Below are 23,311 nucleotides of genomic sequence, written 5' to 3'. Positions count from 1 at the left end.
TATGTAGAATAACCACACCACAAAGTCTCTTCCATGTATAAATGGCCAACAATTCGCTGCAAAAACAACCTTGAAAGATCTACAGGCCCTAATAAAAAGCCATTTGATAATCAAATGGCTTTCTAATCACTTGCAACAATAGGCTATAAATACTGCTGTAAAAAGACTAAATATTTATTTGATGCACTAATACGGTTGTCTTTCTTACTAAAACCATGGCCTTCATCATCGAATACTAAGTAATCAACGTGTGTACCGCCAGCTCGAATAGATTCAACCATTTCATCACTCTCAATCTTCAACACTCTTGGATCATTTGCCCCCTGAACCACTAAAACAGGGCTTTTGACTTGATGACCAAAGAACACGGGTGAAATATTATGTAAGCGTTCTTTATCAGTGGCAGGATCGCCTAATTCATCATAAAGACTTTTTCTAAATGCTTCCCAGTAAGGCGGAATACTCTCTAAAGTTCTTACCCAATTAGTCACGCCGAAAATATTAATACCTACTTTAAACTCGTCGGTAAACGCCATTGCCGCCATAGTAAGGTAGCCACCATAGCTCCCTCCCATAACGCCAATTTTGTCAGCATCGACCCAATTTAAAGTTTGTAAGTATTTTTTGTTGAAAACCACATCTTGTAAATCATCTTCACCGTGTCGTTTATCATCTAAATGAAAAAAGGTTTTACCATAACCACTTGAACCACGGTTATTAATTTTGATAATGGCGTAACCATTATTAACCAAATGCTGAACGGTTGCAGAGTAGCCCTTGCGAGATTGACCGCCGGGCCCACCATGAATATAGATTAACGCAGGTACCTTTTTAAACTCAGCTTGTTTGGGCTTATATAAAATTGCTGGTATCTCAAGTCCATCAAAGCTTTTAAACCTCACCACCTCACCAGTCACTAGGTTTTGCTCCAAAATAGCTGGATTACCAGAATTGGTCAGACGTTTTACAGATGAAGAACCAATGGTATGGCTGTATAAATTGGATGGTGAGGTATCAGAATTGATATAAAACACCATTGATTTAGAATCCTGTGAAAAGTTAACGCCACGTAAATCGCCGCTTGGAAGCTTAGGTAATGACAGCTCTTTTTGCTCAACAAGATCAGTGATGGTTAATTGCGTTTGTGCGTCAGCATTAATCCCAGTAACTTGATATCGACCATCATTTGAGAAATAACTAAAACTAACATCCCAATCTGCTTTGTAATTAACTTTATGGGAACCCGTTGCAATGTCATATGCCCACGCTTGCTTAAACTCACCAAATTCGTTAGTTGAATATAATAGTTGCTCGTTATCTTTAGTAAAGGTGTAGGCGGAATAAGAAACGTTACCTTGGTGCTCGGTAATTAAACGAGGTTTGGCCATCTTCAAGCGTAAATCAACGAGATACAAGTCAGTATTACTGTTTGAATGGTCTTTACTCAATACAATAAATCGGCCATTTGGACTCATGGTTTCAACGGTATAACCTAAGTCGTTTTTGTACACTAAGTTACGGCTGTAGTCGTCAGTGTTGTATTGATAAATATCAAAGTATTTAGCATCACGTTCATTGGTCAACGCAAAGAAAGACTCATCATTTTCATGCCAGGATAACATCACGGCTTTGAGGCCCTCACCTGGAGTGAGATCGATTTGATTCCCTTCGACATCTTGTACAAACAAATGATCTAACTCATCCCCTCCTTTATCAGCACTAAACAAAAAGCGATTGTCATTGGGAAACCAAGATTTTACAAATACTGACTCTTCTGTGGAAAATGTTAATTGAGTGATTTCAGAACCGTCAACAGGCACTTTGTAAGCATTAAATATCCCTGTTTTATCATTACTTACCAGTACTGCAGTGCCATCATGGTTGATAGAAGAGCCGAATACACTGGTGGTTTTATAAAAGTCCTCAGCAGTATAAGTTTTAAAAACACTTTGCGCTGGTGGGGATATTTGTGGGGTGACTTGCACTTGCTTATCAGCAGTCGAGCAGCCAGTGAGCATTAGCGTTATCACTGCACTACTAATCAATGTTTTCAGCATAATATGTCCTTATTTTGCGTGAAAAAGGGTTAACTTACTAACGTAACGACTCTGAACGTTAATATACTGTTAGTTAACCTAGCACTGAGTTACTGCTATAGCGAATATTTTACTTATTTCTGATTATTTAGGACTCGTTGAATTTGTTGTTTCTCTTGTTTTGACAGGGCTTGATAATCTCTTGGGTAAGGCCAGCCGTAGCCCCAACGATAGGTTGTCGGAAAATATGGACTGCCACCAACTCTCACCCCTGCAAGCATAAGGCTAGCTATATGCGGTTGGCCAAGGTTGGCGACGCATTGCTTTAAGCGTTGATCTGATTCAAGGCGTTCCTTGGCCGTACCGCCCTGCCAATAGTCATAATCATGTGCAGTACAACATGCAAGCCATAATTGATTGTCGGCCAAAGTGCCATCGGGGAAAACACTACAACCATCAGAGGTAAATGGCACGATATCATCCGCATGAGCATAATTTACGAGGGATTGAGCGATAAAAATAGAACTTAACAACAGGTAAGCCCAAGCGCGATAATGGTGTTGTCTAAACATATCTAATGGCCTTACAAAATCATTAAAAGCTGTGCGGCTGAACTGTTCGCTAAAGAATTAACATAAGAATCAGCATTTGAATCAAGAACGAGTTGGGCCGTTTGCTCTGGAATATGGAATTCAATTAACGCCGCAATGACAAAAAACACTAAAAACGTCACTGCCAATGCTGCAAAAATAACCACAATAAATCGTAAAACGCTAGACATACATTCTCAGTTAACATCATGTTTAATACTGTACTGTCAAAACTAAACGACAATAAGCATCGATTAAAAGTAAGTGTTTCACTCACACCAATCAATCTCAGCAATCAATCAGGCCAGTTAATCACGCCAATCATAACTGAAGGTAATGCATCATTGTCGGTGAGATGAGACAGCCTAAAAACTCAATATATCACAGTTAATGAATCAGTTGAGCGTTGCAGTTAGTCGGTTATTTAGGCCAAAGACTGTTCGTATGGATTGATATTCACAACTTTTAATAGCACTGACAATGATAGAGATACTTAACATTCAGAATAAGTGAAAAAGTGTAGCTTGATTTTTGATTCAAAAAAAATTGATTTCAGAATGGATACTTCATTAAAAAAACCGTATCAAAACAAGCATCAGTTACCTTACTTGCCCCGAGCACTTACCTATAACTTTAAATAATCAGATAACCCGCTACTTCTATTGTGATTAATTCAATTTTATTGCACTAGCAGAAATATCGCCACTTCCCTTACTTTGGTTATATTTTAGCAATGCCGTCACATGTAATAAGGTATTAAACTGTTCATCTGTTAGCGGTGCAGCAGTATCTATTGAGTATGTTTGAGTTAATAACCGCTCTAATAGTGAATATTTTTCACTGTCAGATTTGTAAAACTGTTTGAGACTCAGAATAATGTCATTATTTAAATGACTATTATCTAAGCCTCTTTCATTTGAGTGATGATGATTTAACAATGAAACTGCTGTACCAGTTTTTGATAATTGCGCATCTTGATATTCAATATAGCGGTACAACAATTGACACACTTTAGCGTAATTTCCTTGCTCATATTCCTGTCGTAAGCTTACTTGTAATTGCTTAATTTCATACTGAGATAAAGATAAATATAACGCCTTAAGATTAGTGCGATTCTGGGCAAGTCGCGTTAGCACGTAAATCAGAATGAATAGGCTGACAATCACTAAACTATATTTACTCAACCACGCTTTAAATGATGAAGCGGTGCCTTCACTGCTCGCGCTTATAGCGCCACCTTTGACGACCCAAGTTACTGAAGGCACAGTGAGTTCTGTTACCTCATTTTGCTGTAAGTTATACCAATACAAAACTTGCTTGGGCGTAGTAAACTCACCTGCTTGTTCAAATATATAACTCGTTGTTTGCGACGTTATGCCAGTTAATTCACCTCGGTTAGATTGATCACTGAGCTTACTGGGTTGCTGGTAAACACTTAACCCACTCAATTGTGTTTGTGCTAATACTGGTAACATCATTGCAGGGACACCTTTTGCAGTGATAGAAACCGTTTGGGTAACTGCATCCCCGACATTAAACGTTCTCGCTACGTCTGTTATATCGAGTACTTCATTGCCGATATCATGCTTTACAGACAGTGTGACAGAAGGTGAAACAATTAAGTTATCTTCAATCTCAGTTGTAAAACCTACACCTGTATCCAGTTCTGTAACCACTTGTGGCATTCTAGCTTCAATTTGAAAGTCGTCAGTTTTAAGTACGCCTTCAACAATGCCATATTCTGTATTAACCGATGCAAATACATCAAAAGCTGGCAGCTCATAAACGCCCTCTTGCATGGGATATAAGGTTATTTCTCGAATAATGTATGTCCATGTTTGTCCATTAATCTTTTTTGTTCCAGTAATCGATGAACTCGAAGTAGGTAAAAAGACAATATCTTTATAAGCAGGAGGCGTTACCTGAACACCTTTTGAAAACCAGCGATCGCTTGACACTTCAACTTGAACAATAATAGGTTGTTTAACGACAAAAGGAGCTTTACTTTGAACACGAATCTCGATGCTTAATTGGTTCTTATCTATCAAGGACTCAAGTGTGATACTTGAGTCTGCAGATTCAACAGCTTGGCTAAGTTTAGCCACGCTCAAGCTAAAAAGGACTAAAACTAGCAAAACTAAGAGTTTAAACAGCAATATCTGCCTTGTAAAAACATCGCAGAGAAAAGACATCATTGACTCTCCTCATTGGTGGTTAACGGTCGCGAGTTTAGCGATGTTGGGGCTGTTTGCATTTGAAATTTATTCGCTAGGAACCGCGCAGGATCTTTTTGAACTTGTCTTAACCACATTTCATTTAACTTAGGGTCAAGCAACAACTGACTTGCGTCATAATGCTCAGCTACCTTTAGCACCATTTCTTTTTTCTTTGCACCATCACCAGTTTGCGGATCGTCACCTAGCTCTTGTGGCGAGTCTCCTGCTTCACCCTGCTGGCTTTCAGCTATGCGATTCACTTCATCAATAATACCTTGAACAAGGGCTAAATTATGCATCGCTTGCTTATTATTTGGCGCAGTTTGTAATACTTGTTGATAGATATTTTTAGCTGCTACATATCGCCTTGCGTGCGCTAAAGCATTGGCGCGAGCAATTTGATCTATTTCATCTTCAAACTGGTCATATAAAATAGCAGATTGATCAAATTCTTCTGCGCCATACAAACTGAATGCTTGCCAGCGAACAAGACTAAAATGATTACTCGCTTGCTGGTAATACCCCATATTAAACAGCAACATTCCTTGTTGATCTCGAGTCAGCCATAAATCAGCAAAAGATTGAGGTTTTAATATAGCGAATAACGCGCCAATGATGATAACAAAAATCATTATTCGAGTGCGCCACTTTGTATACCATGCAGATATTTTCGACAACGAACTCACAATCACCATGGTGAGTTCATTTACAATAAATTTGATCGACGAATTTACCATTGCAGTGTCCACCCTCGTCTAAACCAGAGTAAATATATTGCTGCAATGATATACACCAACCAATAACCAGCATCTAACCAAGGCCGGCTTTCATCTTCACTAATAACGAGATTGTTATTTATATACCCATTTACCTTTTCGATATCTTGTTTATCATCAGTCAATATAACTATCCGTCCACCAGCCTTATCTGTAAGGGTTTCTAATCGTTCTTGCTGCATTGGAATAATGGTTGAGCCAGATTCGAGCGAGCTTGCATTATCACGCCCAATCGCCCAAACCACTAACTGATGTTGTGCCTTTGAAAAATAGGTGCCAAAAGCGCTAAATGCATTATCACTGGTGCCATCGGTAATGAATAAAATGGTTCCAGGGGTTTGAGTTGCTTCAAGTAATCCGTTGGCAATCGGTAAAACAGTCTGTGGTTGCTTCCCTGAATTAGGCATTATCTTAAAACTCAGTGAATCTAAAAACTGCTTTATCATCTTGCTGTCATTAGTTATCGGCATCACTGTATGTGCCGAGCCTGTGTAAGCAATCAGTGCTGTGTTGGCATCACCGCGAACAGCCAATAACTCAATTACTTTCTGTTTCGCACGTGTTAAGCGTGTAGGTAATACATCCGTTTGCTCCATCGTTTCAGATAAATCTAACGCAATAATCAGCGCTGACTTATCTTCTGTAAATGGGCTTGGTTGCTGTTTCCATGTTGGACCTACTAAAACCAATACACTGATAATGCCTAAAACTATGGTCAAATTTAAAGGTGAAATAACCCGTTGATTATCTCCTTTGACTGTCAATGTCTGTAAAATTTTAGCTGACATATGCTCATGCCAATTCACTAAATTATCCTGACGGTACTTTAAACGATAAACAATATATGCCAGTGGTAATAAGGCTAATAGCCACCAAGGTCGGAGTAAATGAAAGTGCTGTAATTGAATTAACCATTGCTCCATTAGTTAGCCCCTTTTTTCACATTAGGGAAACGCAAGGTGACGATTAACAACGACACTAGATACAAACCTAAAAACAGTGCGATCGGAATATAATGAATACTGGTTTTTGGCCTAAAGGTTTGCGACTCGAATAACTCTGGCTCTAAGTCATTAATCGCTTCATAAACATTTTCAAGCGCTTGTGTATCAATAGCTTGATAACTTTGCCCGCCTGTTATTGAGGCAATGTTTTCTAGTACAGCTATATCAACTTTTTCTTCACCAACAGCGATAGGATCGCCAATGGCAATGGTGTAAATTTTGATGTTAGAGGCCGCAGCAACCTTTGCAGCTTCAACAGGGGGGACTTTCGAAGCGGTATCATTTCCGTCGGTAAGCACAATAAGCACTCTATTTTGTGTCTCATGGCTGTTAAACACGCTAATGGATAACCCAATGGCATCTCCAAAAGCGGTACTTTGTCCAGCCATCCCAACTTGCGTGTCATTCAACAGTGTTAACCATGTATCTAAATCATTGGTAAATGGCGCTTGAAGGTATGGCGCATCGCTAAAAAGAATCAACCCTAGCCTGTCACTGTCGTTCTGACTGACAAACTTACGTAAAACCTGTTTTACTGCCGTTAATCTATCAACCTCGTTAGACTGATTTTCTGGCAATACAAAATCTTCTACCGCCATAGATCCTGATAGATCCACTGCAATCATTAAGTCTCTAGCCGACTTTTGCTGGGTGACGGGTGTACCGATAACTTCAGGTTTGGCCATAGCGACAACAATGCATAGCCAAGCAAGTATTAACAGCAATTTTTGAATATGCTTTCTTGACAGTATTACCGCCCCTTTTTGCGGTTTCTCACCTGTAATATCAACTAGCTGTTCAAAGTACGGCACTTGAATAGAGCTGCGTTTTTCTTTATAAGCAGGCGCAATAAAATACATAATGACTGGGGCAAGCAGCAAAACAAAACATAGTGGGTAAGCAAACTCAATCATACTCACCTCGATGTTGTTCTATCCAAATTCGTATCTGGTTAATTAACTTCGTCATCTGTGCAGTATTCACTTCTAAAGCAGAATCATAAGCTAACTCATGTAATGTAAAGCCGATATCTTCAAACTTGGCTTGAGGACACTGTTTACTCAACCACTGTGTCCATTCATCAGCTGATAATGTTGCAATTTCGGTGCGCTTATAACCACCTAAAGCGGTTTTACGAACAAGATTCGGTAATTGACGATAGATAGGTTGAGCAGATAATTGTTCAAAGGGAGGTAATAAGTTTAACCATGCTATCGCATCACGACGATACTGATTATGCTGGTATAAACGCCAAGCAAAATACAGTCTACGACAAACAAGCGTAAGGCCGATTAGTGCAACAACCTGCCAGCCAAAAGTTTGTGGCCACCAGCTAATGGCATTGGGCGCATCTGTTTCAATTAAGTCTTTTACAATACTACTGCCCCACGTATCACCAAATTGAGTCATTCACCACCTCGGCGAAACGCATTGATCAACTGCGTGCTAACAGGGTCAATGGTATTAATGGTCAATAAGGGTACGCGATATTTACGAGCGGTTTGCGCATATAAAGTCAATTTTGACTCTATTTGTTGTTGATATTGCAGTTGATTTTTGCCTAAAGCATCAAATTGGATTTGAAGTTTTCCATCACTGACGACCATTTGCGCCATACTCGGTAATTTTTGCTCTAACGCATCAATAATGTTGCAGGCGATCACTTCATTATGGCGTCTAATATTCTTCATTAAATGCGTTGTTTTATCGTTCCAACCATTACCATCACCAATATAAATAATTAACGAGTCGTGACCACAAACTTGTGCAGTTTTATGCCAGCTTTGATTCAAGCTGTCACTCGCACGAGTGCTATTGTTGCTCGCACCTAATTGATGATTTTGTTTTACTATCGATTTAAAAATTTGCGCAAGATGCTGACCGCCTCTTTTGGCAGGAATAACCGACGCAGAATCATCATTAAATACCAACGCGCCAATGCGATCGCCTGCACCAACAATGCGCCAACCAATCAGTGCTGCTAACTCGGCACAAATTACTGATTTCATTTTGCCTTTACTTCCAAAAAACATCGCAGCACGTTGATCGACAATCAAATATACGTTGCGTTCTCGCTCTTCGGTATAGACTTTTATATGGGGTTTACCTGTGCGTTTAGTGATTTTCCAATCCATGCAGCGGATATCATCACCTGGACGATAATGCCGAAGTTCTTCAAAATTTAATCCACGACCACGTAACTTAGATGAATAGCGCCCATTTAAGACACTGTTTACTGCTTGGCGTGGAGAAAAATTAACCCCTACAGCTTGGTATTGCAGCTTTCTAAGTTGCTCAATAGAAACATAAATATCACTGTCAGATTTATCCATCATAAAGCTCGACTAGGCCGCTATCACTTGACGTAATATTTCATCGATAACCTGATCAGGCGTTACCCCATCAGCAATTGCATCGTAGCTAAGTACCAAACGATGACGCAATACACTATGCACTATGGAGCGAACATCGTCAGGATCCACAAAGGTTTTACCAGCAAGCCATGCCGAGGCACGAGCACATTTATCTAACGCAATACTGGCTCTAGGACTTGAACCGACGGATAACCATTGAGCCAAGGGAGAATCTGGATAACGAGAAGGTTGACGAGTGGCCATCACAATAGCAACTATATAAGCGGTTATTGCATCACTCATATGAATTTGATGAATAAGATCTCGTGCAGAAAAGATATGAGTAGGATCTATCGGTGCCGGTTTGTCCACTGATAAGGCTTCTTCAGCACGCACTAACTCAATAATTTTTACTTCAGTCTCATCATCAGGATAATCCAACAAGACTTTCATCATAAAGCGATCCATTTGCGCTTCAGGCAAAGGATAAGTTCCTTCTTGCTCAATTGGGTTTTGAGTCGCAAGCACCATAAACAGTTTAGGTAGCACATGGGTTTTACCTGCCACAGTGATTTGCCTTTCTTCCATTGCTTCAAGCAGTGCCGCTTGCACTTTAGCTGGGGAACGATTGATTTCGTCAGCCAATAGTAAGTTGTTAAATACTGGTCCAGGTTGAAAAGTCAGCGTGGATTTTCCTTCAACCTCTTGATAAATCTCAGTCCCTGTCACATCAGATGGCAATAAGTCGGGTGTAAATTGCACACGCCCTAAGCTCACTTCTAACGCATTTGAAAGCGCTTTGATTGAACGAGTTTTAGCCGTGCCAGGTAAGCCTTCTAGCAACACATTACCATTCGTTAATAAGGATAATATGAGCGCATCAACAACATGTTCTTGTCCAATGACTGATGCTTGAATACTTTGCTTTAAGCGTTGAATTTCATCAAAACAAACAGTCATAAATCACCTTTGTAAATTGTCGTTGAGTTAGCGAGTAATGTCGTTGAAATTTGAATGTACAACTGGATAGTGAGCCACAGTTTTAAGCCCATGGACTGTAGTGAACACAATGAAGAAACGATAAAGAAGACCATTCAAAATCCTTATGAAAGTTCTTGTATCTAGAAAGGAAAAATAAAACTCGTGCAACTTATTATCGAGTGCAACCTAATGAAATTGAAAAGCTAGCCATTCGGCGTTAGCAAGACACAGCGTGATACTTGCGCCTTAGTCTAGTCCATATTTAACACATTATCATAAGTCACTTATATAAAACCTATTATACTTGTGGCGAGACTGTCAATCAGTCAAACAAAGGATAGCTTTTCAAATTGAAGACTTTACTTATTAAATCTTGATGAGTCCTATGTCATTTTCCCGCTCAACTATCGGTTGCGGTTAATCCATTTAATAGTGATCACACTAAATAAAGTAATACCTACTGCATCAGCCGTTAAATCGCCAATATCAAAGGTACGTGTCGCGATAAAACCCTGACTGACTTCTTCAATAAACACTAAGGTGCTGATTGCGACAATGGCGTAATAAATTTTACGATCAAATAAGTTAAAATATGCCGCTCGAGATGCAATCAAGGCCAGTGATGTCAGTGTGCCAAACAGCATCATGTGGCCAACTTTATCGCCGTAAGGTACTACTCTCACTAAATCAAAAAATATGTTATTGCCACCAGTATTGGCTTGATAAATTATCCAGCCAATAAAAATAGCAAAACTGACCAATGCCAAACTCAATAAAGGTACTTGGGTTCGCACACAGCTTTTTACTCCATGCTGTTCTGATGAAACTGGCGCTGTTGCTCCCGACTGAGACTCAATATCTTGGGTACGTTGTTGAGGCGTTTGTTGGAGATTTGATTGGAGATTTTGTTGGGGTATGTCCATATCAGCTATTACATAAGTTTTGCAATGCGCTTTGGTATCAGTATTGATGAGGTTGCAAGTCGCCTTATTACTCTGTTGCTTTGTATCCTTAACAGCCTTGTTCATTCAGATAATCCATTAATATCATGTATATTTCTTGATATTACAGTAACTAAAAACACGCAATCAATGAAAGATGAACAAAAATAAATCCAGCCTAAGGCTGGATTTATATAGGGCTAATCACTATTGACCATATCGCTGTTGGTACATAGTAGAGGTGACTTGTTTAACAGCTTGAATCATTTCAGGATAAGGTACGTCAGTGACCGTTACAAAACCTATGTTGGCATTTTCGCCATCAAACGCCCTGCCAGTAATGGGTTCATCAATGTATTGAAACCAATGTGCGCCAACCATATACGGTTTTTCTAGCACACTTTTCATATAAGCTTTATACATACGCGCTCGATCGACTTGATTCGCAGCATGGACAATACCTGGGCTATACATACCTGAGTCGGTTGCAGTCCCAATATGGAATTCTCCTACTACAACAGGTAAATCCACTTTTTCTAAAAACTGCCAATAATCAGTTTGTAACCCTTCTTCATAAATATTGAAGCTGAGTACATCTGAGTATTTAAGCGATGCTTTAATGATTTCATCAGGCATCCCCCAGTTTGCCATTCTTGCCCCCATATATAAATGATTCGGCAATACCTTCTCTAGCGTGTTGTGAACAACGTTAAAATATTGCTCGCCAAGTTTTTCTAACAGCAGCGATAAATCGGCAATTAACTCAGGAGTATGGTCTGCAAACTCAAGTCCAAGGTTTAGATCGCTCCACTGAGTATATTGCGCCCCCCACGCTGCATTAATGTTATCGATAGCGCCATATTGCTCTTGCAGCACCTTAACAAAGGCTTTTTTAGCTGGGCTTTGGCTAGCGGGTTTTGAAAGTGCATCGAGAATCACACCATAACGCGCTTCAACTGAGCCTTCTCTCTCACCCCAACTTTTCTCATTATCAATAAAAATACCGGCACACCAAGGTGAAGATTGAATATCCTTTGCAATGGCGTCAATGGTAATTTTTGCTCGCTCGGCGAACACGGGATCGAACGGATCTGGCATTAAGCCCCAATGATTAGTTTTACCTGACAGGGTTTTAAAATCACCAATTATCCAGCCATTGGCAAAGTAAGGAACCTGATTGGATTGATAAAAACCAGGGTCAACCCAGTTGCCAAATGAAGTAAAGCCCCAATCATGCATGCGTTTTGCTGTGACATCCTGCCAAGCTTGTAAGTATTTAGCTTGCGAAGAATGTTGTGTTTTTTGTTCCAGATGCTGATTTTCTTCTAGATAGTTTGATGGCTTAAATACCGCAGGATAGGAAGCAACATCCAATTCATTATATCTACGCTCTAAATTAGCGCGGTAAAAGCTGTATGTTTCGCCATAAGGTATTGGCCCTTTATGAGTTGTTCTGCGATAACTGTAATGTTTAGCTAGTGGCGCATCATAGTCGGGTAACCAAGTGAACATGTCATGTCTTAATGATGAAATAACGTAGCGTTTTTCTTTCACCTCTTTAGCAACATCCACAATCCCCATCGAATCTTCAGGTGTAATTTCATCACTGGTTCTTACCCTTATCTGAGGTTCATCATAATCAATCCCTGTTAACGTACTCATGTTGGCCATTCGTACATTAGCTGGCCCATGAGAGAAAAACAGATTGCCCTCTGGATCGACCATCCACCACTTACCATCGACTTTTTCAGTTCGAAAATACCCTGTCGCGTTTAATTTAGGCCCTTGGGTATACCCACCATATTGTGAACGGTTAGGCATGCCACTAGACGCTTGTAACTGACTGAGCTCGTTATCTGCCAGCGCTTTTAATTGCGTTTCTGAATTGATATGTAGCGCCGTGGGTTGTTTATTATTTTGACCGAAACGATCAATTAAGCCAACGAGGTAGTCAAAGGGGTTATCTGTCTTTACAGGCGGGTTTTGACGGATACGAATGTCATCAATTATCACCGACTTAGCGCGTAAATTGCCAATAGTAAAAAATGATAATGACGACAGTTCAGTAAATGAGGCGCCTTTTTCACGCCAAGAACGCCACACCATCATATCGTCATTGGTATTCCAAGGTCTTACGTCACCCCATACACCGGTATCGGTTTGCGCCTCAATTCCACTCAGTGGAAAATATATCGTGCCATTATATCCAGCAACTAAACTGATTGAGCGACTTTGATACTGTCCAAGAGGGTTTGTAATGTCCAAATAAAGCTGAATAGATTCATCACTGGTATTCGTGATATTCAATGCTAAGTTTGCACGAGGAAACTCATCAACATTCCAAGGTGAATCAGGTTTGATGGTTAATTTGGGAATATTGGCTGTTTGCGGAAAATCCACTTTTAAACTTTGGCTATTATTACTGGAATTGTGAACAACTGCGGTTTGCGTATCAGTAAGTTTGAGCCAACTGAGCTGCTCATCATTATTAAAATCAACCAAGTGTTTAAGGACGACTTCGTCAGCAAACACATCATCAGCTTGATGGTTTTGCGTATTAATTATTTGCCCCTTACTTGCTTTATCGACACTTGCCTCCTGCGAATGGCAAGCTGTTAACGCAACCAAAACGCCTAGCAATAGCGCACTCAATTTTGTTTTAGATTGACTAAAAGTAATAGGTAAAGTGCTTGAATTTTCCGCACAGTGATCTGCTGAACGAATAACAGATGCTTGAAATGCTTGCGTATTAGTAAGATAAAACTTCCTTTTCATTTTTATCATCCTTTTAATGAACCAAGGTAATATCAACCACAAGTGCTATTGCGGTTGTTTGACCAAATCGAGCGAATAAAGATGTTGATGTGCAGTAACAAACACCGTGGAGTAGTCATCGTTAAAGGCAAGGTTGGCAGCAATACTGGGCAAATGTACTTTGGCTAGTAACTTTCCCGAATGATCAAATAGCCATAGTCCATCTGGGCCTGTGGCGAGAACATCTCCAGAAGGCAGGACTTTTAATCCATCGGGTAAACCGCGTCCTTCGTCTTTCACTGGCGGTAATTGATGAAATACCTGACGCTGTATCACTTGCCAATCAGTATTCAAGGTATATTGATACCAGGCAGGCTTTTGTGGATTTGAAGCTGCAACGTACAAGGTATAGGTATTGTCGCTCGACGGCACGGATGCAGCCAACGCAATCCCATTGGGATAGCGTAAACTGTCATCAATTAGGCTTAATTCATGTTGCTTAGATAGCCGATACACCCCTTGAAATGACAATTCCTTTTCAGGATCGTTAAGCTGCTGCGCTAGTCCATAAGGCGGATCAGTAAACAGTAAACTACCATCTTGGCTTAACACACCATCATTAGGACTATTTAAGCGCTTACCGTTGAACTGACTAACCACTCTTTGATAGTTAGCCTTAGGTTTATCAAGTGGGGCCTGCATCACTGCAACCTGACGAGAGCGAGACTGTAGCAATATTAATTGCTCAGCCTCACTTTCAGATGTGTTAATCACCAGCCCATTAGAAAAGCCGCTTACAGGTAAATACTCATTAAGCCCTTGATCGGGATGAAATTGAAACACTTTGCCTGCAGGGATATCTGAAAACAGCAAATACTGGCCAGCAGAAGACCAAACAGGCCCTTCTGCCCACTGAAACCCAGAGGCTAACGTATGAAGCGGCGCAGATGTGTTAAACACTTCATACGCCCTATCATCGAAGATCTCATATCGAGTATTACTTAAGCTTGGTTTTTCTTGCTCTGGTAAATTCAGCACCGGCGCAGCTTGGCTATGATGACTCACAGATAAAGTGTAATACATCACTAACAGCGCCAATAACTGTGACCCGAAACGGCGAGTTATGTTACTGCACGAATTGCTATAAATACTATAATCACTACTGTAATCACTACTGTTATAAACACTGTTATAGCCAGCGGCAGAAATAGTGTTGCAATTTGGCCGAGACATCATTTTATTTAACGTGAACATCACCAAAACGCCTCGTATAAATTTGCTGATTGACCGCTTTTGCTGCATCAACTAATGGCTGATAAGGAATATCTGTCACACTCACGAACCCAACGTTATAGTTTTCACCATCGTAGGCACGACCTGTCAGAGGTGAATCAATATATTGGAACCAATGCGAGCCAACTAAATACGGATTATCTAATACGCTGTTAACGTATTCTTGGTATTTAGCGCCTCGGTCGGCTTGTGAAGAAGCATGAATAAGTCCAGGGTTTAGTAAACCAGAATCCATTGAACCATTATGGAACTCACCTATGATACTTGGCATATCAATGCCTTCAAGAAATGACCAGAAGGAGTCATTCACCGATTCTTTGTAATAGTTATAACTCATTACATCGACATGTTTAGCCGCGGCCGATCGCACTTCGGGTGTCATCCCCCAACTGGCAAAGCGAGCACCTAAGTACAAATGATTTGGTAAGTATTGCGCAACTGCATCGCTCACCACCGCAAAATACTCGCTGGTATAATGCTCAAGTAATAACGATAAATCCGTTACCACTTCATCCTTAAAATCAGCAATCTCTATACCGGTTTCAACTCGCTTCCATGTAGCAAAATTTGTTCCCCATTGGCGGTTTAATTCGCCGATGTCGGTATATTTTGTCTTTAATACCTTAACGAACTCAGCTTTAGTTGGGCTATCGCTTGCGTCTATACCTAGCGTGTTGATGACAAGACCATATTGAGACTCTATGCTGCCCATTTGTCCCCAGCTTTTCTCGTTATCGATAAATATACCAACACACCAAGGATTATTTTGAACTTCAGCGGCAATTTGTTTAGCAGTGAAATGAGCCCGTTTTACAAATTCGGGATCAAAAGGGTCAGGCAGTGGGCTCCAATAATCATTACCACTACTGACCGTTTTAAAGTCACCGATAATCCAACCATTAGCAAAGTATGGAATTCGATTAAGTTGGTAAAAGCTGGGATCAACCCAATTACCAAATGACGTAAAGCCCCAGCTAAGCATGCGATCGACTGTGGTATCTCGCCATTTAGGCATAAACACATCAGCGTCGTTAGATTGATATTTACGCGCAAGATTTGCTTGATAAAAACTAAAGGTTTCGCCCTTTTCTACTGCACCAGTATGCACTTCACGACGATAACCAAAATGTTCAGATAACGGCTCGCCATATTTAGGCAGCCAACTGAACATCTTAGCTCTTAACTCAGAACTGACATACCTTGTATCCCAAGCAGATTCAGGCGCCCTATTTAATCCAATAGAATCCTCAGGCGTGAAATCGCCTTCAGCTCTTGGGGTAATATGCGTGGTATTAAAATCATACCCTGTGATGGTAGAAGTATTTGCCATGCGTATATTAGCAATACCGTTTGAGAAAAATAAATAACCTTCAGGATCAACAAGGCTCCACTTTCCTTGATACTTCTCAACTCTAAAATATCCTGTTGCATCAAGCTTAGGTCCAGCCTTCCAGCCATTAAAAGTTGAGCGTCCCTCTGGTACGGTCTTACGTAAACTCGCTTGCTCTTTTGCTGAAATGGCGATTAATTCATCTGTAGATTTCACTTTATTGATAAAATCAATCTTGGTGCTTTGGCCAAATTCATCCACTAAATTCTCTAAATATTGATCATTAAGTTTTGTCGCTTTAATCAATTGTAAATTGCTTAATAAGATTTGCTTGTCTTCTGGTACACCATGGACACTAAACTCAATTTCAGCGACATTTTTAAGGTCAATATTTTTCACACCATAACGCCAAATTATAGGCGTATAATCGGTTAACCAAGGATTAGGATTACTTCTAATGCCTGTTTCAATTGACAAGTCTTCACCAGATAACGACATAAAGTAGTTATCTTGGCTTTTAGCTGGTAACACAATATTTCGATTATGACTTAAGCCAGCACTGTCTTTTATTTTGACATGAATAAAGACTGACGTTGACTTCGGGTTAGCCAATGAAACAGCAAACCCTATTGGCTCATTCGATTGCCAATTAAAACTTTTATCAGGTTTAACACTAAAGCTAGCGCTATGGTGCTGCTTTGAATCAAGATGAACAACTAATTGCTCTTTACCATCAATTTTTTTAATCTCACCACGAGAATGTTCAAAATCAAACTGATTTAGTATTCCCGGTTTACTTAAATCTTCGTAACCTGTTAACGGCGACAATAAAACTGATGCTTGCGTTTTTTGCTGTTCGATACTGTTTACAGCCTCAGTTTCACCCCTTGCTTCCATGTCTTTTTCGGTGATTTGATTATTGCCGTTATCATTAACACCATCACTGCAAGCAAGTAATAAACTGGATATCAGTAAAGATGAATAAAAACGTTTGTGCCTTGAGCTAGGTTTAATTGTCATTAGCTTGCCTTCCTTGTTAATTCTTTTGCATTAATTTTTGCGACTATTTCACTGACATTTTTGGTCAATTGTTCGGCTTGTTGCGGACTGTAAACGGGCTGCGCCAAACTCCCGCCGATACCAACACCTGACGCTCCACTATCAAACCAAGCGTCGATATTGGAGGCATCGATACCACCAACGGGAAAAAAGTAGGTATCAAGAAAAGGACCATGAGCTAATGCTTGTAAATAGTTTGCTCCCATAGGTCCTGCGGGAAATAACTTAATAATGTCAGCGTTAAATTGAGAGGCATCAACGATATCTGTCGGGGTCATAGCGCCCATGACCACAGGCACATCTAACGCGTGGGCATGTCGCACAATCGCCTCGTTAGTATTAGGCGTTACCAAAAACTGAGCACCTGCTTTAATTGCCCGTTTTGCAATTCGATGATCGGTCACCGTTCCTGCGCCAATTAACATGTGTGGGAATTGCTGCCTGAGCTGAATTATTGCCATTTCATAACCTGGAGTATTGCTGGTGACTTCTACCGCCAGTACGCCAGCATCAGACATACATTGAACAATGCCTTCAATGTCACTGGGGTCTTTTACTCTAATAATGACAATTAATTTTTGACTGATTAATTGCTCAACCACCTCGTGTCTCATGTCGTCTCCCTTTGTCTATTTTTCCTAAATGACTGAACTGATAACCTTGTTCATCGAATAATGTGGCCAGATAGATTACCGTCCGCAATGTATTGAATCTCAGCTTCATTTGACCAATTTTGATCGCCAATGCCCGTATGAGCTAGAGCAAATGCAGCATTGGCAAATTGCGCAATTTGCTGCCCATGCCAACCACGTTCTAACCCGTGCAATACCCCAGCAGCAAAGGCATCACCTGTGCCTAAACGGTCTTTAATTTCTACGGTAATCGGTGCTGAAAAACTGCATGTTGTCGAAGTAATATAAAAACCAGTTAAGGTATTTTGATTAGCGCTATGATGCACTCGCTCAGTCATTGCAAAATCAACATCAAATTTAGCCCGTAAAAATTCAGCCAAATCATTAGCTTGATACCAGCTGCGCTGGCTAGTTTTGCCCAATCGTTCAAGAGAATGCTGAGAAATAACCTGGGCGAGTTCTTTTTCAGAGATATCTGGCGTCTGATAATCAAACACGTCACTTATAACGCCAGCATTTCCAAAGGCTAGATTGGAATAGGTTAGGATTTCGCTGAAATAATCACGTGCCTTTTGGCTGTCATCCCAAAGCGAACGTCGATAGTTAAGATCAAAACTGACTTTTACCCCAAGAGACTTGGCAATTTTGACCGCTTTAATCGTTTCTGCTGCGCATTGGGCCGATAATGCTGGTGAAATACCACTAACATGCAACCAACGCTTACCAGACAAAATACTTGGCCAATCAAACTCGTCATTAGAGATTTGCGAAAAAGCGGAATAAGCGCGGTCATAAACCACTTTAGATGGCCTAATAGACATGCCCATTTCAATAAAATAACTGCCAATACGTTGTCCACCTCGACAGATATAATCAGTTTGAATCCCGTATTTTTTAAGGCTTGCAATGCCATGATCGCCAAGTGCATTACTTGGCAGCTTAGTAACAAAATGGCATTCATGGCCCATTAATGCCAAGGAACTGGCCACATTCGATTCAGCACCGGCAAAATCTACAGATAGCTGTTCTGCACACACCAGTTGCTGTTGTGCAATTGAAGGCGTTAAACGCAGCATCATTTCACCAAAAAAGAGCAAACTCATTTTGATTTGCCCTCAATGATTGACGCTTCAACTAGTTCAGCCGTTGAATCAAGCTCCATGTCAGATGGCACAGTTATCTGCTCGACTTTACCGACCAAGAACAAGTACGAGCACAAACCACACATACCCAAGGCTGCGATTAACATTAATGCAGGTTTAAAGTCGCCATCTTGTGCTAGGTATCCAATGGCAATGGGGACGATCACGGCAGATAATCCACCAATGAAATTAAAACACCCTCCCACTAAACCAACCATATGTTTAGGCGCGAGTAATGAAACAAACACCCAATTGATAGACGCTAACCCATTTCCAAAAAATGTCACTGACAGGAAGAATGTCATCCAAGCCGTACTATCGACATAATTTGCGAAAATTACACAACTAGAAAGCAGCAACCCTATAATAATCGGTGCTTTTCGAGCAACTTCATTTGAAATGCCTTTTCGCACCAACCAATCAGAAACAAAGCCAGACACCAAAACACCGGCAAAAGCACACAAAAATGGAATAGCGGCAAGAAATCCGGTATTGATATCGCTTAATCCACGATATTCAGCCAGATAGGTAGGAAACCAAGTTAAAAAGAAAATCAAAGTCCCGCCTAAACAAAACTGACCTATGTAAATGCCCCATAACTTGCGACTGGTAAAAGCGACTTTTAGATTTGACCAGTTGATTACAGCTTGTTGAACAGGCTTTTGAGATTGCTTTGATAATGGCTTATCTGACAGCGTCTTTTCTGTCTCAGCAGAGACAGCCTCATCAGGATCTTTATAAAGCCAATACCATATTCCAGCCCAAATAATGCCGATGGCACCTGAAACATAAAACAAACCACGCCAACCAAAATACTCCTGAATAACCGCCAGCACAGGCATTAAAAATGCCAAACCGATGAATTGACCTGAGGTATACACAGCAATCGCGCTCGCTCTTTCTTGTTCTTTAAACCATTGCGTCACGATTTTATTATTAGCAGGATATGAAGGCGCTTCGAAAAAACCAATCGCCATTCGACAACCGATTAACGCTGCTAATGAACTGACCATCCCCTGCACTATGGTGGCTAACGACCATGCCACTAATATAAAGGGATATAAAACACGGATCTTGATTGCATCGACCACCATGCCGCCGGGAATTTGCATAATGGAATACGTCCATGCAAAAGCAGAAAATATCATCCCCATTTCTAATTTACTGATGTCGAGATCAGCAGAAATTGCCTGCGCTGCAACCGAAATGTTGGTGCGATCCATGTAATTAATAACCACACTACAAAATATCAGCGCCAGTACAGCAAACTTTTGTTTAGGCTGATGAGGTGTAACTTGTTCTTGTTTCATTTTCTATCCATGAAAGCGTTAGCATTGTTAATAACAGCTTTATACAAGCCTCTAAAATGAGTCATACACGATGCTGTTGGCTAGATTGACTTAATTCGTTATGTTGCCTGTTACCAGTTGGTGTAGGAGCCATCCGGTTTGTGTAATCTTGGCGGCTCCCAAAACTTGAAAGCCTGCTTAGGTAATGAGGCCTCATCAACATCAATGCCTAAACCAGGCAAGTCAGAAACGGGATATGCATTGTGAGAGACACGAGGCCGATGAGTAAAAATGGCGTCATATTCAGATAAATCACCATCATAAGGCGGTAACTCCAGCCAGCTTAAATTACTTATTGCAGCGCAATAATGAATCGAAGCTGCGGTACAAATCGGACTCAATGGATTGTGTGGCATCATGTCGATATATTTGGTTTCACACATCGCGGCCACTTTCATAGCCTCGGTAAAGCCACCAGCATTACAGATATCAATTCGGGCAAAATTGGTAAGCGCAGTATCGACATAAGGAGCAAAATCCCATTTACTGGAAAACTCCTCTCCAATAGCAAATGGAACGTCCGTCATTGAGCGTAGATTTTGATAACTCGTTAAGGACTGATCGCGAATAGGCTCCTCAATAAAATCTAAGGTACCTACAGGCATTTTTTGGCAAAAAGATACGGTCTCAGCAACTGTTAACCTATGGTGATAATCAATACCTAAAACAATCTCTCGGCCAATACTCTCTCGAGTTTTAGTTAGCCACTCAGCGGCGATTGAAATTGATTTTCGTGCATCAAACAAGCTTGATTGTTCTGCACAGCCATGTTCGCCTGTGGTGGCTCTAATAGCTTGCCAACCCTGTTGTTTTAGTCTTTTTACTTCATCAACAAAGTCGTCATTAAAGGCTAACGTAGAAGTGACAAATAGCGGGATCTGTTTTCGCTGTTTACCCCCTAATAGTTGATAAACAGGCACATTAAAATGCTTTCCTGCAATGTCATGTAACGCGATATCGATAGCTGAAATCGCAGCGGCAAGCACTCGACCGCCTTCAAAATACTGACTTCGGTAAAGCTCTTGCCAAATATGAGAAATATTTAACGCAGATTGACCAATTAAAAACTGTTTGAAGTGTTCAATTGCACCAGTAACCGCAAGCTCACGACCAGAAAGACCAGATTCTCCCCAACCATAAACGCCGGAATCGGTTTCAACTTTAACCAGGCAAACATTTCTAAAACCCAACCAGAAGTTATAGGTATAAATATCCGTTATGATCATCTGTCATTCCCTATACATAATTAAACCTAAGCCGTTTCACTTTTCAGCTTTCAAGTGCAACATTGCTCTGCCAGTAATCACCGCCACTTTTAACGTGTTTTGTTAACGTTCTAACCGCAGACTCTTCATCTTTTGCGTTTATCAAATACAGTAAATGGCTGTGCTCACGTAAAATAGCCTCGTATCGACTTGGTTTTACTGCCAAATTCCCCAATAAAGCCTGTAACATTAACTTCTTGTTTTTCCACAACACTAAAGCACTTTGGTTATAATGATGGCGATACATTTCCCAATGAAACTCTGTATCAAGTTGCCTAAGTTGACTCGCTTCATCCTTAGGTAATAACGTCATTTTGTGATGTATTCTTGCTAACTTGTCTAAACTTTCTTGGCTTGCGTTACTGACATACCAAGACAAAAAATATGGCTCTAACAATTGCAAAATTTCAAAAACATCCCTCATGCTTGAATAAGCAAAATTAGCGACCCTAGCACCGCTATTTTTTTTAAAGGTTACAAACCCTTCGCCCTCTAACAGCTTTAGCGCCTCACGGACGGGATTAACGCTAGAGTCATAGCGTTTAGCTAACAAGGTCGTAATCAATCTATCGCCACTGACTAATTCGCCCTGCGCAATATCAGCTAAAATCCTGCTATAAATATCAGTTTCTAATTGCATAACGTCCTATTTGGCAGACAGATATTGTTTAGTGCCACAGCTTGATTGCACATAATCCTGAGTTAGTAACAGCATTTTTTGCGTCAAAAACCAGCAAGCAAGTTCAAAAAAGCAGCAAATACTGTTGGATTACACAATCTATTAATTAACCATTATTGTCAACAATTAACATTAAATAATTTATCATTTAATAAACAATAGATAAGATTCAGCGATGGTAATAGAGAAAAAATATCAACTAGAAGGCGTAAGCAGTATGACTTAAGTGATTGAAAAAATTTTATAAAAAATCCTGTTAAAACTGTTGTCATACAGCTTTGGCATAAAATGATGAGCGTAATAAATATTTAACATTCACTAGCAGGTATGAGCCCACGAGGTGTCATAGATATACCTACATACAAAGCAGCTGGAATACATAGATGTGAGAAAGGTAGTGACAACCGCCCTGTTACCCTCAACAGGCAGAGGATTACAATTCAATAAGTGAAGTGAGTGAAGTGAGTGAAGTGAGTGAAGTGACTAAAGTGAAGTGAATTTAAAAAAAGAAGTATCTTTTTATCAAATTAACTAAATGATTTATCAAGAAGTTAGCCGCCCCTCATCCTAACTCAAAGTAAATTGGCAAGAGCTGTGGATGTCCAATAACTAGAATAGAGAGCAGTGAGCAAAGTGAGCAAAGTGAGCAAAGTGAGCAAAGTGAGCAAAGAAACGATATTTTATGCTCGATAAACATCTACTTTCCTGATAACTTATTGAATTTGCGATGATTGATAAAAGGTTAAAGAGACCTCTACATTATTATTGCGCTCACTTTATACGGGCTTAATATTGATAATATCGGTCTTAATTTTTATTTTTATCATTATTAAACAGTCGGTTAGCTTGGTAAGGTTACTGCTAAATTTGATTTTAGCCAGAAGATTATCGAGCAGCTATATAATACGCT

At 40.2% G+C, this 23,311-nt stretch carries 19 protein-coding genes; all 19 read right to left on the bottom strand.

The window, feature by feature from the left end:
- Positions 1-143: 143 nt before the first annotated feature.
- The 19 genes from J8L86_RS17305 to J8L86_RS17215 all read right to left on the bottom strand — a co-directional run bounded on the left by J8L86_RS17305 (position 144) and on the right by J8L86_RS17215 (position 22,362).
- Positions 144-2,057, bottom strand: coding sequence for a S9 family peptidase (locus tag J8L86_RS17305; protein ID WP_065108174.1), 1,914 nt, complete (start codon positions 2,055-2,057; stop codon positions 144-146).
- Positions 2,058-2,170: 113 nt separating this feature from the next.
- Positions 2,171-2,608, bottom strand: coding sequence for a hypothetical protein (locus tag J8L86_RS17300; protein ID WP_247663510.1), 438 nt, complete (start codon positions 2,606-2,608; stop codon positions 2,171-2,173).
- Positions 2,609-2,619: 11 nt separating this feature from the next.
- On the bottom strand, positions 2,620-2,817 hold the full coding sequence (locus tag J8L86_RS17295) for a hypothetical protein (protein WP_211031141.1): 198 nt from the start codon (positions 2,815-2,817) through the stop codon (positions 2,620-2,622).
- Positions 2,818-3,294: 477 nt separating this feature from the next.
- Positions 3,295-4,731: a BatD family protein gene (locus J8L86_RS17290; RefSeq protein ID WP_211031140.1), complete on the bottom strand. Its 1,437-nt coding sequence runs from the start codon at positions 4,729-4,731 to the stop codon at positions 3,295-3,297.
- A gap of 86 nt (positions 4,732-4,817) precedes the next feature.
- Positions 4,818-5,474, bottom strand: coding sequence for a hypothetical protein (locus J8L86_RS17285; RefSeq protein WP_156669088.1), 657 nt, complete (start codon positions 5,472-5,474; stop codon positions 4,818-4,820).
- A gap of 98 nt (positions 5,475-5,572) precedes the next feature.
- A complete protein-coding gene (locus J8L86_RS17280; protein ID WP_065108177.1) occupies positions 5,573-6,541 on the bottom strand; it encodes a VWA domain-containing protein in 969 nt (322 codons plus the stop codon).
- A complete protein-coding gene (locus J8L86_RS17275; protein WP_211031139.1) occupies positions 6,541-7,536 on the bottom strand; it encodes a VWA domain-containing protein in 996 nt (331 codons plus the stop codon). Before J8L86_RS17275 ends, J8L86_RS17280 begins: the two co-directional genes overlap by 1 nt.
- A complete protein-coding gene (locus J8L86_RS17270) occupies positions 7,529-8,032 on the bottom strand; it encodes a DUF4381 domain-containing protein (RefSeq protein WP_065108179.1) in 504 nt (167 codons plus the stop codon). Before J8L86_RS17270 ends, J8L86_RS17275 begins: the two co-directional genes overlap by 8 nt.
- The gene (locus tag J8L86_RS17265; protein ID WP_211031138.1) at positions 8,029-8,958 is read right to left on the bottom strand and encodes a DUF58 domain-containing protein; all 930 of its coding nucleotides are present in this window, start codon (positions 8,956-8,958) and stop codon (positions 8,029-8,031) included. Before J8L86_RS17265 ends, J8L86_RS17270 begins: the two co-directional genes overlap by 4 nt.
- A gap of 9 nt (positions 8,959-8,967) precedes the next feature.
- Positions 8,968-9,936, bottom strand: a complete 969-nt coding sequence (locus tag J8L86_RS17260; RefSeq protein WP_065108181.1) for a MoxR family ATPase — start codon at positions 9,934-9,936, stop codon at positions 8,968-8,970.
- Positions 9,937-10,361: 425 nt separating this feature from the next.
- Positions 10,362-10,985 (bottom strand): VanZ family protein, encoded by a 624-nt coding sequence (locus J8L86_RS17255; RefSeq protein ID WP_247663508.1) that lies wholly within the window; start codon positions 10,983-10,985, stop codon positions 10,362-10,364.
- Between the two features lie 120 nt (positions 10,986-11,105).
- The gene (locus J8L86_RS17250; protein WP_211031137.1) at positions 11,106-13,673 is read right to left on the bottom strand and encodes an agarase; all 2,568 of its coding nucleotides are present in this window, start codon (positions 13,671-13,673) and stop codon (positions 11,106-11,108) included.
- Positions 13,674-13,718: 45 nt separating this feature from the next.
- Positions 13,719-14,906: an SMP-30/gluconolactonase/LRE family protein gene (locus J8L86_RS17245; RefSeq protein ID WP_211031136.1), complete on the bottom strand. Its 1,188-nt coding sequence runs from the start codon at positions 14,904-14,906 to the stop codon at positions 13,719-13,721.
- Positions 14,890-17,295, bottom strand: coding sequence for a beta-galactosidase (locus tag J8L86_RS17240; protein ID WP_247663506.1), 2,406 nt, complete (start codon positions 17,293-17,295; stop codon positions 14,890-14,892). The genes J8L86_RS17245 and J8L86_RS17240 overlap by 17 nt, the downstream gene beginning before the upstream one ends.
- Positions 17,295-17,948, bottom strand: coding sequence for a bifunctional 4-hydroxy-2-oxoglutarate aldolase/2-dehydro-3-deoxy-phosphogluconate aldolase (locus J8L86_RS17235; protein ID WP_211031135.1), 654 nt, complete (start codon positions 17,946-17,948; stop codon positions 17,295-17,297). Before J8L86_RS17235 ends, J8L86_RS17240 begins: the two co-directional genes overlap by 1 nt.
- Positions 17,949-17,998: 50 nt before the next feature.
- Complete coding sequence (locus J8L86_RS17230; protein ID WP_065108183.1) at positions 17,999-19,069, bottom strand: sugar kinase; 1,071 nt, start codon at positions 19,067-19,069, stop codon at positions 17,999-18,001.
- Positions 19,066-20,418, bottom strand: coding sequence for an MFS transporter (locus J8L86_RS17225; protein WP_065108184.1), 1,353 nt, complete (start codon positions 20,416-20,418; stop codon positions 19,066-19,068). Before J8L86_RS17225 ends, J8L86_RS17230 begins: the two co-directional genes overlap by 4 nt.
- A 110-nt stretch (positions 20,419-20,528) precedes the next feature.
- Positions 20,529-21,683, bottom strand: a complete 1,155-nt coding sequence (locus tag J8L86_RS17220) for a mandelate racemase/muconate lactonizing enzyme family protein (protein ID WP_211031134.1) — start codon at positions 21,681-21,683, stop codon at positions 20,529-20,531.
- Between the two features lie 43 nt (positions 21,684-21,726).
- The gene (locus J8L86_RS17215; RefSeq protein WP_211031133.1) at positions 21,727-22,362 is read right to left on the bottom strand and encodes a GntR family transcriptional regulator; all 636 of its coding nucleotides are present in this window, start codon (positions 22,360-22,362) and stop codon (positions 21,727-21,729) included.
- Positions 22,363-23,311 lie beyond the last annotated feature (949 nt).

This window comes from Shewanella sp. MMG014, assembly GCF_018100775.1.
GTDB lineage: Bacteria > Pseudomonadota > Gammaproteobacteria > Enterobacterales > Shewanellaceae > Shewanella > Shewanella japonica.
Note: the sequence above shows the minus strand (reverse complement) of the source record. Positions and strands in the feature narration are given on the sequence as shown.